A 12,867-nucleotide genomic window follows, 5' to 3' on the forward strand; every position below is an offset into this window, starting at 1 on the left:
GTCATTCTTCGATGGAGGTCAGGGGGGCGGACTCGCGCGGGCGCACGTGGTCGGCATCGAAATGGCAGGAGAACACCGAGCCCTTGCCGACTTCGCTTTCGATCTCCAGCCGTGCGTGGTGCAGGCCGAGGATGTGCTTGACGATCGACAGGCCCAGTCCGGTACCGCCACTCTCGCGTGAGCGGCTGCTGGAAACCCGGTAGAAGCGTTCGGTCAGGCGCGGCAGGTGCGTGGCGGGAATGCCGTAGCCGGAATCGCGCACGGCCAGCACGGCGCCGTCGCCCTCGCGGCGGAACTCCACCGCGATGCGGCCACCGGCCGGGGTGTAGCGCACCGCGTTGGTGACCAGGTTGGAGAAGGCGCTGTGCAGCTCCTTGGTCGAGCCCTGCAGGTCGACGCCGGCCAGATCGTCGATGCTGATCTGGTGGCGGCCCTGGCTGTGCGCTTCGGCCTCGCGGCGCAGGGTTGCCAGCATCGGCTGCATGGCCACGGTCTCTTCCTCGCTGTGTTCCTGCGATTCCAGGCGCGACAGCGTCAGCAGGTCTTCCACCAGCTGGGCCATGCGCTGGCTCTGCTTGCGCATTTCCTCCAGCATCGGTCCGGTTCCCGGGAAATCTTCCGGGTCCATCATGTCCAGGTAGCCGTGGACCACGGTGAGCGGCGTGCGCAGTTCGTGTGAAACATTGGCCACGAAGTCGCGGCGCACCTGTTCCAGGCGAAGCAGCTTGCTGACGTCACGCGCGATCAGCAGCCAGTAATCCGACGAATAGGGAATCAGGCGCAGGTTCAGGCGGATCGCCGGGTCGACCGGCGAGGGCACGTCCAGGATCGGCTCGGCGTTGCGGCCACCGGCCAGCCAGTGCGCCAGCGGCATTGGCTGCAGGCGTTCGACCAGGGCCTCGCCAAGGTCGCCGGGATGGTGCAGGCCGAGCAGGGCGGTAGCCGCTTCGTTGAACCACTGCACGCGCTGGCTGTTGCGGTCCAGCACCACCACCGCATCGGGAAGCGCGGCGGCAGCGGCGCGGTAGCTGCGCAGCATGTCCAGCAGGCGGCGCTTGCGTACGCGCATTTCCACCTGGTTGCGGTACAGCAGGCGGTCCAGCTCGTTCCAGACGCCGCTGCCTTCCTCGGCAGTGTCCCAGCGCTGGCGCGCGGTCAGCCGCCGCAGCACGCTGCGCAGCCGCCAGTAGTGCCAGGCCAGGGTGGCCAGCGCGCCCAGTGCGATGCACAGCCACAGATGCCCCGAGAGCCACCCCACCAGTCCGGCGAACAGCAGCACCGCGGCAACGGTGGCCAGGGTCTTCAACCAGGCAGAGCGGATGTGGCGGGGCATTGCGATCTCGTCGTTGAGGTGCGGCGGTTCACTGGGGTGAACCGAGGGTTATAGCAGAGTTGCCGGCGCCGGCACCCGCAGGTGCTTGGCGCCGGCACGACGAGACTCAGGTGGCAGTGGAGAAACGGTAGCCGGCGCCGCGCACGGTCTGCACCATGTTCTCGGCGTTGAACGGTTCCAGCGTCTTGCGCAGGCGGCGGATGTGCACGTCGATGGTGCGCTCCTCCACGTACACGCTGCCGCCCCACACATGGTCCAGCAGCTGGGCGCGGGTATAGACGCGCTCCGGGTGGGTCATGAAGAAGTGCAGCAGGCGGTATTCGGTCGGGCCGATCGGCACCGGCTGGTCATTGGCGAATACGCGATGCGCCGCGCCATCGATGCGGATCGGGCCGACCGCCACGCTGCCGTCCTCGTCGTCCTCGCGGGCGCGGCGCATCACCGCGCGGATGCGGGCCAGCAGTTCGCGCGCCGAGAACGGCTTGACCACATAGTCGTCGACGCCGGCTTCAAGGCCGCCAACGCGGTCGTTCTCTTCGCCGCGCGCGGTCAGCATGATGATCGGCACTTCGCGGGTCAGCGTTTCCTTGCGCCAGCGACGGGCCAGGTCCAGGCCACTCGTACCGGGCAGCATCCAGTCCAGCAGGATCAGGTCGGGGACGCGGTCGGCGATCGCAGTCTGGGCCTCCCGGGCATCGCCGGCGTGGACCGGTTCGTAATCGCCCTTGCGAAGGGCGAAGGCGACCATTTCACGGATCGCGGGCTCGTCATCGACGATCAGGATGCGTTTCTGCACGAGGACACCGTAGGGCTCGGTTACTGGAGTGGTGCCAGTAGACTACGGTTTGATGACATGTTTGTGACTACCCGGCCTGGAACCGGCTGGGACTGCCATCGGCCGGTCATGCAGCGCTCAGCGCCGGTCCAGGTCCGGATCCTGCACACCCTGGCGGCGCAGCTCCAGCACGGTCGGGGTGATCGATTCGATGCGCGCGTCAACCCGCGCACGGCCGATGTAATCCAGTGCCGGGTTGCGCTTGAGCGCCTGCAACTGCAGCAGCGCCTGCTCCGGCCGTCCGCTGAGGAAGGCCGCCTCGGCATAGGCCTCGCTGGCACGCAAGCTGTCGCCGGCCAGCTCGCTGGCGCGGGCATATCGCTGCTGGAAGACCGGATCGTTACCGCTTTGCGACAGCAGGGGCCGCAGCATGGCCTGCGCGCGCTGGCCGGCCTCGCGGGTACCCTGTTCGTTCAGGATCTCGGCATAGGTCAGTGCCACCGGGCGGCTGTTGGGGTGCTGGCGCAGCAGCTGCTCGAAGCGGCTGTTGGCCTGGGCGGCCTGGCCGGCCCGTGACTCCGCTTCGCCCAGCGCCAGCGCCAGCCACAGGTTGTCCGGCCGGGCCTGCAGCAGGCCGGCCAGGGTCTGCCGGGCCTGGGTGGCGCCGGCGCGACCGCCGCGCATCACAGCCAGCGCCTGGCCATAGCGCTGGGCATCGTTGAGGCCGTCCTCCTGGCGCTTGGCCAGGTCGGCATACTCGCGTTCCAGCTCGGGCGCGGAGTCCGCGCTGAGCACGCGCAGGCGCTCGCGCGCCCAGTCGAAGTCGCCACTGGCGCCGCGGCTGAGCTGGCCCATCGGGATGCGCAGCACGTTGCTGGGCAGCAGCGGGTTGTTTCCGCGCAGCAGGGGCTCGGCCAGGCTGGGGTCGGCCGGGTCCACGCGCTCCCTGCGCTCGCCGCTGGGGGTGGTGGTGGTCAGCAGCACCGTGTCCTTCTTCATCTGCTCGGCGCGGGCCTTGGCCTCGCTGATGCGGGTGATGTTGACCGGGTGGGTGCGCAGGAACTCGGGCACGCTGTAGCCGCCTTCGTTGCCGCGCATCGCCGATGCCATCCGTTCGAAGAAGCCGGCCATGGCATCCACGTCGTAGCCGCTGCGCGACAGCGTGCGGATGCCGAGGCGGTCGGCCTCGGACTCGTTGGAACGGGTGTAGTTGATCTGCCGCTGCTGCATCAGGCCCATGCCGGAACTGATCGCGGCCATGGTCGCGTTGCCGGAGGACGTGCTGTTGCTGGCCTGCGCGGCCACCACCGCCGCCAGCATGCCCAGCAGGATCGGGATCTGGTCGCGCTGGGCGCGCTCTACCCCGCGCAGCACGTGCTGCTGGGTAACGTGGGCGATTTCGTGGGACAGCACCGCGGCCACCTCGTCCTCGCGCTCGGCGGTCAGGACCAGGCCGGCATTGACGCCGATGTAGCCGCCGAGGGTGGCGAAGGCGTTGATCTGCCGGTCCTTCATCACGAAGAAGGTATAGGGCTGCCGTGGCTGGTCACTGTTGGAGCCGAGCCGGGTGCCCATGGTCTGCAGCCAGTCGTTCACCAGCGGGTCGTCCAGCAGGTAGCCATAGTTACGCAGCTCGCGCAGCATCATCGCGCCGTACTCGGCCTGGCGGGCCGGGGTCAGCAGCTCACCGGCCGAGGAGCCGATGTCGGGCAGCTTCTCCTGGGCCTGGGCCAGCGGCAAGGCCAGGGCCAGGGTGACGGCGGTAGTCAGCAGCAGGGCTCGCAAGCAGGGGGTCCTCGGGCGGGGCGCGCCAAGCGTGGCAGGGCAGGGGGCAACCATTCGTTAATCCACAGTGTTGCGGCCGTGGCGTGGAAATTCCAGCGCACCGGTACCATATGTAGACCGTCGATCCATCGTGGAGTTTCCCGTGACAGCCCAGACCGCCGGCGGTGCCCCCGCCATCACCATCTATTCCACCGCCGTCTGCCCGTACTGCGTGGCCGCCAAGAACTTCCTGAAGAGCAAGGGCCAGCAGTGGACCGAGGTCCGCATCGACCTGGACCCGGCCGAGCGGGAGAAGATGGTGGCCAAGACCCGCCGTACCAGCGTGCCCCAGATCTTCGTCGGCGACGTCCATGTCGGCGGCTACGACGACATGATGGCCCTGCACCGTGAAGGCAAGCTCGAGCCGCTGCTGGCCGGGCAGGGTCAGGCATGAGCGCGGCCGACGACGGCAGCAAGGACCGCATCGCCGAGTTCACCGACTTCCGCAAGCGCATGAACGAACGCATCCTGGGCGAACCGAACCAGGTGGTGCGGCGCTTTTTCGCGCTGGACACGCAGACCTACCAGGCCGGCGCGCTGGACGTGAAGACCAAGGAACTGCTGGGCCTGGTGGCTTCGATGGTGCTGCGCTGCGACGACTGCATCAGCTACCACGTGGCCCAGTGCAAGGACGCCGGGGTGACCCGCGAAGAGTTCTTCGAGACCTTCTCGGTCGGCCTGGTGGTCGGCGGTTCCATCGTGATCCCGCACCTGCGCCGCGCGGTCGACTTCCTCGACCAGCTCGAAGGCGGCGCCGCCGCGCCAGCCGCGCACGAGCACTGAGGTAGCGCCGGGCCATGCCCGGCGGAGACCTGAACGAAAAGCCGCCGGGCATGGCCCGGCGCTACCGGATCACGGCCGCGCGCCGGGGCATTTCCCGCGATCCAACCGCCCAGGAGCCCCTTCTTGTTGAAGGGGCGCGCCGACAGGCGGGGGTAGAGGAGAAATGCGCGGGCAATTCTGCCTTACCCGGCTCGGACTAATTGCCTATTTGGGGTCTCCGAGCCGGGTAAGGCATAATTGCCGGTGAAACTTCCTTTGCGCCGGCGTTTCCGGGCACGTCCGGACGGCGTTTTTCCCCCTGTTCGGAACATCGATCAATGACGCAGAAAATTACGGTCATCCGCGGCGACGGCATTGGCCCGGAAATCATGGACGCCACCCTGTTCGTGCTCGACCAGCTCAAGACTGGCCTGGAGTACGAAGACGCTGACGCCGGCCTGGTGGCCCTGGAAAAGCACGGCGACCTGATGCCGGCGGTGACCCTGGAATCGATCGCGCGCAACAAGGTCGCGCTGAAGAGCCCGCTGACCACCCCGGTCGGTGGTGGCTTCACCTCGATCAACGTCAGCCTGCGCCGCCATTTCGATCTGTACGCCAACGTGCGTCCGGCCCACACCTTCCCGAACACCAAGTCGCGTTTCGACAACGTCGACCTGATCACCGTTCGTGAGAACACCGAAGGTGCCTACCTGGCCGAAGGCCAGGAAGTGTCTGCCGACGGCGAGACCGCGTTCTCCGGCACCCGCATCACCCGCAAGGGCTCCGAGCGCATCGTGCGCTACGCCTTCGAGCTGGCCAAGAGCACCGGCCGCAAGAAGGTCACCGCCGTGCACAAGGCCAACATCATCAAGTCGACCTCGGGCCTGTTCCTGAACGTCGCCCGTGAAGTGGCCGCGCAGTACCCGGACATCGAATTCCAGGAAATGATCGTCGACAACTGCTGCATGCAGCTGGTGATGCGTCCGGAACAGTTCGACGTGATCGTCACCACCAACCTGTTCGGCGACATCATCTCCGACCTGTGCGCCGGCCTGGTCGGCGGCCTGGGCCTGGCCCCGGGTGCCAACATCGGCAAGGACGCGGCGATCTTCGAAGCCGTGCACGGCACCGCGCCGGACATCGCCGGCCAGGGCAAGGCCAATCCGTGCGCGCTGCTGCTGGCAGCCGCGCAGATGCTGGACCACATTGGCCAGCCGGAAAACGCCGAACGCCTGCGCAAGGCCATCGTGGCGACCATGGAAGCCAAGGATTCGCTGACCGGCGACCTGGGCGGTACCGGTACCACCATGAGCTTTGCCAAGGCAATTGCCAGCCGCCTGTAAGCGGCCGGCCGACCTCGGTCGGATCCACAGCGGGGCGCCTTCGGGTGCCCCGTTGCGTTTTCCGGTAGATCCACGCCATGCGTGGATGACGGAATGATCGGTTGTGCGGTTTTCGCACAGGTCATGTGCCCCCGCACGGCTGGTTCGTGCGCCAATCGCTCCGCATCCTGTGCCCCACACCCACCGCACAGGAACCCTCCCATGAACCTCACCGCCTTCGGCCTGGCCAGCCTGATCGGCATGACAGCCACCATCCCGGTTGCTGCCGCCGAGCCGGCCCATCCCACCATCCGCCATATGGCGGGCGCGCCGGTCGCGGCCTCGCTGGATGCGGCGAAGACTGCGGTGTTGGTGATCGACTTCCAGAACGAGTACTTCGACGGCAGCGCCGCGCCGGGCTTCGCCGGTGGCCGCATGGTCATTCCCGATGGCGTGGCCGCACTGCGCCAGGCCAAGCGGGTGGTCGCGTTCGCCAATGCCCACGGCATCCGCGTGATCCACGTGCAGCATGTGTTGCCGGCCGGCGCACCGCTGTTCGCGCTGGGCAGCGTCAATGCCGACTTCCATCGCGACCTGCAGCCGCGCAAGGGCGAGACCGTGGTGCAGAAGGACAACGTCAGCGTGTTCGCTGGCAGCTCGGCCTCGGTGCTCGACACGGTGCTGAAGCATGCCGGTATCGACACCCTTATCGTCACCGGCCTGCAGACCCATGCCTGCGTCGCCGGTGCTGCGCGCGACGCAGCGGCCGCACCACGTGGCTACCGGGTGATCGTCTCGTCCGACGCCAGCGCCAGCCGCGACCTGGACCTGGCCGGTGGCCAGCGCATTGGCCATCGCGCGCTGCATGACGCCTCGCTGGCGCAGATCGAAGACGCGTTCGGGGATGTCATGAGTACCGACGCGATCCTGGCGTTGCCGGTGCGCAAGGCTGGCGACGGCGCTTGATAAGCTGGCGGGGCCCGCATGCCGTGGGCACCGCAACGTGGAGCCACTAGCCGATGGATCACTTCGCCGCCCTGCGTGCGCTGCGCGCCATCGTTGACGCGGGCAGTTTCACCGCGGCCGCTGAACGCCTGGGAACCACCCACTCGGCGATGTCACGGCAGTTGCGCCAGCTGGAAGAACATCTGCAGGTTCGCTTGCTCGATCGCAACAGCCGCCGGCTGTCATTGACCGAGGCCGGGCGCGACTACTATCGCGAGGCGGCAACGCTGCTGGACCGCCTGCAGGAGGCGGACGATCGTGCCCGCGCCGGGCAGGCGCAACCCCGTGGCAGGGTGCGGATCAGCGTGCCGCAGGTGGTGGCCAGCCAGGAGCTGCCGCATTGGTTGCCGTCCTTCCTGCAGCGCTACCCGCAGGTCGCGCTGGATCTGTCGGCCGATGATCAGCTCGTCGATGTCGTCGGTGGTGGCTTTGACCTGGCGCTGCGTATTGCAGCCTCGCTACCGGACAGCCAGCTGGTCGCGCGCGAGCTGGCCAGCTGCCCGCGCATCCTGGTCGCCGCACCGGCCTACCTGGCGCGTCATGGCCTGCCGCGTCAGCCGTCGGACCTTGCGCAGCACGCGCTGCTGGGGTTCAGTCCTGCAGCGGCGATGTCGCCCTGGCAGCTGCAGGGGCCGCGCGGCGCCAGCGCGAGCATCGAGGCCGGGCAACGCCTGCGGGTGGATGCAACGCCGGCGCTGTATGCCGCCGCGCTGGCGGGCATGGGCATCAGCCTGTTCACCGCACTGACCGTGCAGGAAGACCTGCGCGCCGGTCGTTTGATCCGTGTGCTGCCCGCCTGGCACGCCGGGCAGCGGCGCTACTTCGCGCTGTATCCGCATGCGCGGGCGCTGGCGCCGAAAGTGCGCGCGCTGGTCGAGCACCTTGCGGCGCACTACGCTGCACAGGTGGGCGCGACTGGCTAGCCGGGAAATGCAGCGATGCGTAACAAAGAGAAAAGGGCGCCCAGAAGGCGCCCTTTGTCGTTTATGGCTCTATCCGGCTCAGCGCTGCTGGATCTTCGACAGCAGGCGCAGGAACTCCACATATAGCCAGACCAGGGTCACCATCAGGCCGAATGCGCCATACCACTCCATGTACTTCGGCGCGCGCTGGGCGACACCGGTCTCGATGAAGTCGAAGTCCAGCACCAGATTCAGCGCGGCCACGACCACCACGAACAGGCTGAAGGCGATGCCCAGCCAGCCGGAGTCATGGATCACCGGCACGTTGATGTTGAAGAAGCCCAGCACGAACGAGGCTAGGTAGAGCAGGGCGATGCCGCCAGTGGCCGCGATCACGCCCAGCTTGAAGTTCTCGGTGGCCTTGATCAGCCCGCTGCGGTACGCGAACAGCAGCGCGAACAGGGTGCCGAAGGTCAGCAGCACGGCCTGGAACACGATGCCGGGGAACTTGGCGTTGAACACGGCCGAGATGGCGCCGAGGAACAGGCCTTCCACCAGCGCGTACATCGGCGCGGTGACCGGCGACCATTCCTTCTTGAAGACGGTGATCAGCGCCAGCACGAGGCCGCCGATGGCGCCGCCCATGGCATACAGCTTGGCTCCGGCCATGACCTGGCCGTAGTCATCGATGGTCTGGTTCCAGGCGAAAGCGGCCGTCAGCACGGTCAACAGCAACAGGAAGCCGGTCTTGTTGACGGTGCCGTTGAGGGTCATTGCCTGGTCGGGGCTGGTCACCACCGAGCCGCTGGCGAGGTCGAGGAAGGTCGACTCGGAAAGAGCCGGATTGCCGCTGCGCATGCGTGTTCTCCGTGCGAATGAAAGGTCGGGACGGCCGTCCGGCCGATGTCTGCGAGCATAGCCGATGACCACGCATGGCGCCGTGGCGGTTTCATGGCTGGTCTCGCCTGCGTTGACAGCTCACGATGTGCTTGGCCACAATGAACGACTCCCCGGGCCTGGCCCGAGGGGATTGCAAGACCGGGGTATAGCGCAGTCTGGTAGCGCGCCTGCTTTGGGAGCAGGATGTCGGGGGTTCGAATCCCTCTACCCCGACCAATCCCACGTCACGTCGGATTGGACACCGTTCCGGTTCGGGCGCCCGTAGCTCAACTGGATAGAGCACCGGCCTTCTAAGCCGGCGGTTACAGGTTCGATTCCTGTCGGGCGCGCCATCGGCGAGTAACGGGATCGCATCGGCCGATGTGAAGAAGTGCTTGCAAAAGCGTAAAGACTCCACCAGAATATCGGACTCGCTTCGGCGGACCGGAACTTCGGTGACAGTCTCCAGGCAAAGGTTTCAAGTTCCGTCGCCAGCCGCATCGGCAGGAACAAACGTTTCAGTGGTGGCTGTAGCTCAGTTGGTTAGAGTACCGGATTGTGATTCCGGTGGTCGGGGGTTCGAATCCCCTCAGCCACCCCACTGTTTCAACCGTGCCGGCGCAGCCGAAACGGTATTGCAATAAGAAGAATGCACGCTACAATGTGCGTCTGAGTTTCACGGGCCGTTAGCTCAGTTGGTAGAGCAGTTGACTCTTAATCAATAGGTCCAAGGTTCGAATCCTTGACGGCCCACCAAGACAGAAGCCACCTGGTACGCCAGGTGGCTTTTTTCTTATAAGTGTGACTCCTTCATTTGGATGGATCACGCGTTGCAGGCCCCGCTCGGCGCGGATCTGCAACGGCAGCGGGATCGCAGTGCTGGTTTCAACGGCGTTGAAAAAAGTGCTTGCACCCACCGAGCGGATCGGGTCATAATTCGCGCCCCGATTTCGGGCTGTTAGCTCAGTTGGTAGAGCAGTTGACTCTTAATCAATAGGTCCAAGGTTCGAATCCTTGACAGCCCACCAGACGAAAGCCACTTGGTTCGCCAAGTGGCTTTTTTCTTGTCTGCGCGCCGGGTTGAGCGTGTGGATGCCTGCACGCCCGGTCGCACGTCATCCATGAATGGCGTGGATCTACTGAAGCGATGCTGAAATCAGGGGCATACGCGTCATCAGTGTTTTCAATGCTGTGCGCTGCTTCTCACCGCGTCGCGTCCTGTATCGCACCCAATGGATCTTCCGCGCCAGTGGCGCATGCACGAAGGAAGATGTTGATGGCTGATATCAATCGATTGCACCGCACGCTGTGGGTTCCCTTCGCGTTGCTGGCACTGGCGGCCTGCACGCCGGCCAACGATCCCGCGCAGACCGTCGAACGCGATGCTGGCACCGAGAGCGCTCCGGCGCGCCCGGTGGGTGAGGCCATGCAGATGCAGCCGGCTCAGCCCGCGGAAGGGGAGGCCCTGCCCGACGCGGTGGACGTGCAGCGCAATGCGGATGGTTCGGTGGACGTGCGCAAGGCCACGCCGGAGTCGGCGGCACTGCGGCGCACCGAAGACGGGGGCGTGGAGATCCGCAAGGTGGATCCTGCGGCCGAGTCGGGGGCCGATACGGCGCCGGCCAAGGCCAGGCCGCAGCAGTGAACCCTGCCACCCCGGATCAGCTTGCGCTCCCCGGGGTGGTCTAACGCGCGCGCCGCGCGATCGCCATGTTCAGTTTTGTGCAGGCCTTCCGATTCCTGCCATCGCCTGCGACAATGAACGCCTGAGCCGGCCACGCGAAAGTGGCGGAATTGGTAGACGCCCTGGATTTAGGTTCCAGTGCCGCAAGGCGTGGGGGTTCGAGTCCCCCCTTTCGCACCAGTGCCGGCCTGTCCCCGCCCTGATCGGGCCATCTGCGCCCCTTGACCGGCACGCGCTGGCAGTGCAGGCCGAATTGGGCGAAACTAAAGGGCTGCGGCAAGCAGGCGCGTCCCAGACGTCGCGTCCTTACAACCGTTTCATCCCAATCATCGAGCCGGGGGCGTGGGCCACCGGTGGCAGGAGTCAACATGCAAGCTTCGATCGAATCCACCGGCAACCTGGAACGCCGCCTGAGCTTCTCGCTGCCGGAAGAGCGTCTGCAGAGCCACATCGCCGGCCGCTTGGGCGAAATCGCCCGTACCACCCGCATCAAGGGGTTCCGTCCGGGCAAGGTGCCGGCCAAGGTGATCGAGCAGCGCTTCGGCGCGCAGGTCCGTGGCGAGGCGCTGGACGGCCTGCTGCGCGAAACCTTCGACGCGGCCGTGCGCGAGCACGACCTGCGCGTCGTCGGCAGCCCGCGCATCGACAAGGGCGACGAGGGTGAATTCTCCTTCGTGGCCACCGTGGAAGTGGTGCCGGACTTCGGCGACATCGACGTCAGCAAGCTGACCGTCGTGCGTCACACCGCCGAGATCACCGAAGCCGACATCGACCAGATGATCGAGAACCTGCAGAACCAGCGTCGTACCTGGGCCCCGGTCAGCCGTGGTGCACAGGAAGGCGACCTGGTCGCGGTGGAAACCTGGTCGCAGGCCGGCGAAGAGCGCCTGCCGGCCGAGGGTACCGAGAAGGGCTCGATCGTTCTCGGCCAGGGCATGATGTTCGACACCATCGAAAAGGGCCTGGTCGGCCTGGGCAAGGGCGAAGAGAAGACCCTGGACGTCGAGTTCCCGGCTGATTGGCGCGTGCCGGTGCTGGCCGGCAAGACCGTGCAGGTCACCGTCAAGGTTGCCGAAGTGTCCGAGCCGGTCGTGCCGGCGGTCGACGAAGCCTTCATCAAGAGCTTCGGCGTGAAGGGTGGCGACGTCGCGCAGTTCCGCAGCGACATCCGCGCCAACCTGGAGCGTGAGCTGAAGGGCGCGCTGATGAACCGCCTGCGCCGTGAAGTCGGCGAGCAGCTGATCGCGGCCTACTCGTCGGTCGAAATGCCGCCGCGCCTGGTCGAGAACGAAGCCCGCGCCATGCTGGCCCAGCAGGTCGAGCAGCTGCGCCGCAACGGCCAGAACGTCGGCGAGATCCCGGCCGATGCCCACGAAGGCTTCAAGGACGCTGCCGCCAAGCGCGTGCTGGTCGGCCTGCTGGTCGGTGAAGTGGCCCGCATCAACGACCTGCGCCTGGAAGCCAAGCGCCTGAACGAAACGATGCGTCTGATCGCTTCGACCTACGAAGAGCCGGAGCAGGTCATTGAGATGTACCGCAACGACCCCCAGCTGATGTCTGGCCTGCAGAACCGAGTGATGGAAGAGCAGGTGATCGACTGGATCGCCGAGCGTGCCCAGCACACCGAAGAGAAGCTCTCGTTCCAGGACGCGATCCGCCAGTAAGCCGGCGGATCACCGGATGCCCCGCGCCTTTGCCGGCGCGGGGTTGTTGCCCCCCAAGATAGGTACCTCACGTAATGGACAACCGAACCAAAGCCCTGAACCTGGTTCCGATGGTGGTCGAGCAGACCAGCCGCGGCGAGCGTGCCTACGACATCTATTCGCGCCTGTTGAAGGAGCGTCTGATCTTCCTCGTGGGCCCGATCGACGATCACATGGCCAACGTGGTGGTGGCGCAGTTGCTGTTCCTGGAATCGGAAAACCCGGAAAAGGACATCAACATCTACATCAACTCGCCGGGGGGCGTGGTCACCGCCGGCATGGCGATCTACGACACCATGCAGTACATCAAGCCGAATGTGAGCACCACCTGCATCGGCCAGGCCGCCTCCATGGGCGCCCTGCTGCTGGCCGCGGGCGAAGCCGGCAAGCGCTACGCGCTGCCGAACTCGCGCGTGATGATCCACCAGCCGCTGGGTGGCTACCAGGGGCAGGCCACCGACATCGACATCCATGCGCGAGAGATCCTGACCCTGCGTTCGCGCCTGAACGAGATCCTGGCCAAGCACACCGGCCAGTCGCTGGAGACGATCGCCCGCGACACCGAGCGCGACAACTTCAAGAGCGCCTTCGAGGCGCAGGCCTACGGTCTGGTCGACCAGGTCCTGGAGCGTCGTCCGGATGAGTCGATCCAGGCCGGTTGACCGGCCTTCACGGGGC

12 protein-coding genes and 6 tRNA genes are annotated in these 12,867 nt (G+C 66.3%); 14 read left to right on the forward strand and 4 right to left on the reverse strand.

Translation table 11 applies throughout. The features are described 5' to 3' along the window. Position 1: 1 nt before the first annotated feature. The 3 genes from phoR to AC5P65_RS13610 all read right to left on the reverse strand — a co-directional run bounded on the left by phoR (position 2) and on the right by AC5P65_RS13610 (position 3,893). Positions 2–1,333, reverse strand: coding sequence for a phosphate regulon sensor histidine kinase PhoR (gene phoR / locus AC5P65_RS13600; protein WP_019659537.1), 1,332 nt, complete (start codon positions 1,331–1,333; stop codon positions 2–4). A 106-nt stretch (positions 1,334–1,439) separates the two neighbouring features. Further along, complete coding sequence (gene phoB / locus AC5P65_RS13605; protein WP_005408258.1) at positions 1,440–2,129, reverse strand: phosphate regulon transcriptional regulator PhoB; 690 nt, start codon at positions 2,127–2,129, stop codon at positions 1,440–1,442. 117 nt (positions 2,130–2,246) lie between these two features. Then, a complete protein-coding gene (locus tag AC5P65_RS13610) occupies positions 2,247–3,893 on the reverse strand; it encodes a M48 family metalloprotease (protein WP_495215663.1) in 1,647 nt (548 codons plus the stop codon). Between the two features lie 142 nt (positions 3,894–4,035). On the opposite strand from AC5P65_RS13610, the gene grxC reads away from it, so the two are divergent. From grxC to AC5P65_RS13635, 5 genes are all read left to right on the forward strand, one after another. Then, positions 4,036–4,326 (forward strand): glutaredoxin 3, encoded by a 291-nt coding sequence (gene grxC, locus AC5P65_RS13615; RefSeq protein ID WP_019659535.1) that lies wholly within the window; start codon positions 4,036–4,038, stop codon positions 4,324–4,326. Further along, positions 4,323–4,715: a carboxymuconolactone decarboxylase family protein gene (locus AC5P65_RS13620; RefSeq protein ID WP_005408260.1), complete on the forward strand. Its 393-nt coding sequence runs from the start codon at positions 4,323–4,325 to the stop codon at positions 4,713–4,715. The genes grxC and AC5P65_RS13620 overlap by 4 nt, the downstream gene beginning before the upstream one ends. Before the next feature lie 317 nt (positions 4,716–5,032). Next, positions 5,033–6,037 (forward strand): isocitrate dehydrogenase, encoded by a 1,005-nt coding sequence (locus AC5P65_RS13625; protein WP_012479261.1) that lies wholly within the window; start codon positions 5,033–5,035, stop codon positions 6,035–6,037. Between the two features lie 201 nt (positions 6,038–6,238). After that, complete coding sequence (locus AC5P65_RS13630; RefSeq protein WP_111099068.1) at positions 6,239–6,982, forward strand: cysteine hydrolase family protein; 744 nt, start codon at positions 6,239–6,241, stop codon at positions 6,980–6,982. 53 nt (positions 6,983–7,035) lie between these two features. Then, positions 7,036–7,944 carry a LysR family transcriptional regulator gene (locus AC5P65_RS13635; protein ID WP_019659532.1) on the forward strand — a complete coding sequence of 303 codons (909 nt, stop codon included), beginning with the start codon at positions 7,036–7,038 and terminating at the stop codon, positions 7,942–7,944. A gap of 78 nt (positions 7,945–8,022) precedes the next feature. Here AC5P65_RS13635 and AC5P65_RS13640 read toward each other — a convergent pair whose 3' ends face one another. Continuing rightward, positions 8,023–8,781, reverse strand: coding sequence for a Bax inhibitor-1/YccA family protein (locus AC5P65_RS13640; RefSeq protein ID WP_021202979.1), 759 nt, complete (start codon positions 8,779–8,781; stop codon positions 8,023–8,025). Between the two features lie 181 nt (positions 8,782–8,962). On the opposite strand from AC5P65_RS13640, the gene AC5P65_RS13645 reads away from it, so the two are divergent. The 9 genes from AC5P65_RS13645 to clpP all read left to right on the forward strand — a co-directional run bounded on the left by AC5P65_RS13645 (position 8,963) and on the right by clpP (position 12,851). Continuing rightward, a tRNA-Pro gene (locus AC5P65_RS13645) sits at positions 8,963–9,039 on the forward strand. A gap of 39 nt (positions 9,040–9,078) precedes the next feature. Continuing rightward, positions 9,079–9,155 (forward strand) — tRNA-Arg (locus tag AC5P65_RS13650). Between the two features lie 171 nt (positions 9,156–9,326). Next, positions 9,327–9,403 (forward strand) — tRNA-His (locus tag AC5P65_RS13655). A 79-nt stretch (positions 9,404–9,482) separates the two neighbouring features. Further along, a tRNA-Lys gene (locus AC5P65_RS13660) sits at positions 9,483–9,558 on the forward strand. 196 nt (positions 9,559–9,754) lie between these two features. After that, a tRNA-Lys gene (locus AC5P65_RS13665) sits at positions 9,755–9,830 on the forward strand. 248 nt (positions 9,831–10,078) lie between these two features. Continuing rightward, positions 10,079–10,447 (forward strand): hypothetical protein, encoded by a 369-nt coding sequence (locus AC5P65_RS13670; RefSeq protein WP_111099067.1) that lies wholly within the window; start codon positions 10,079–10,081, stop codon positions 10,445–10,447. A 134-nt stretch (positions 10,448–10,581) separates the two neighbouring features. Next, positions 10,582–10,666: transfer RNA gene (locus tag AC5P65_RS13675), tRNA-Leu, on the forward strand. 188 nt (positions 10,667–10,854) lie between these two features. Then, the gene (gene tig / locus AC5P65_RS13680) at positions 10,855–12,150 is read left to right on the forward strand and encodes a trigger factor (protein ID WP_111099066.1); all 1,296 of its coding nucleotides are present in this window, start codon (positions 10,855–10,857) and stop codon (positions 12,148–12,150) included. A 74-nt stretch (positions 12,151–12,224) separates the two neighbouring features. Then, positions 12,225–12,851, forward strand: coding sequence for an ATP-dependent Clp endopeptidase proteolytic subunit ClpP (clpP, locus tag AC5P65_RS13685; RefSeq protein ID WP_019659528.1), 627 nt, complete (start codon positions 12,225–12,227; stop codon positions 12,849–12,851). Positions 12,852–12,867: the final 16 nt, after the last annotated feature.

Source organism: Stenotrophomonas sp. YJH_SMC_48-3 (genome assembly GCF_059369375.1).

Coding starts and splice junctions, on each gene's coding strand:
- phoR (WP_019659537.1), bottom strand. CDS start 1,333: ATGCCCCGCCACATCCGCTCTGCCTGGTTGAAGACCCTGGCCACCGTT.
- AC5P65_RS13620 (WP_005408260.1), top strand. CDS start 4,323: ATGAGCGCGGCCGACGACGGCAGCAAGGACCGCATCGCCGAGTTCACC.
- AC5P65_RS13625 (WP_012479261.1), top strand. CDS start 5,033: ATGACGCAGAAAATTACGGTCATCCGCGGCGACGGCATTGGCCCGGAA.
- AC5P65_RS13630 (WP_111099068.1), top strand. CDS start 6,239: ATGAACCTCACCGCCTTCGGCCTGGCCAGCCTGATCGGCATGACAGCC.
- AC5P65_RS13635 (WP_019659532.1), top strand. CDS start 7,036: ATGGATCACTTCGCCGCCCTGCGTGCGCTGCGCGCCATCGTTGACGCG.
- AC5P65_RS13640 (WP_021202979.1), bottom strand. CDS start 8,781: ATGCGCAGCGGCAATCCGGCTCTTTCCGAGTCGACCTTCCTCGACCTC.
- AC5P65_RS13670 (WP_111099067.1), top strand. CDS start 10,079: ATGGCTGATATCAATCGATTGCACCGCACGCTGTGGGTTCCCTTCGCG.
- tig (WP_111099066.1), top strand. CDS start 10,855: ATGCAAGCTTCGATCGAATCCACCGGCAACCTGGAACGCCGCCTGAGC.
- clpP (WP_019659528.1), top strand. CDS start 12,225: ATGGACAACCGAACCAAAGCCCTGAACCTGGTTCCGATGGTGGTCGAG.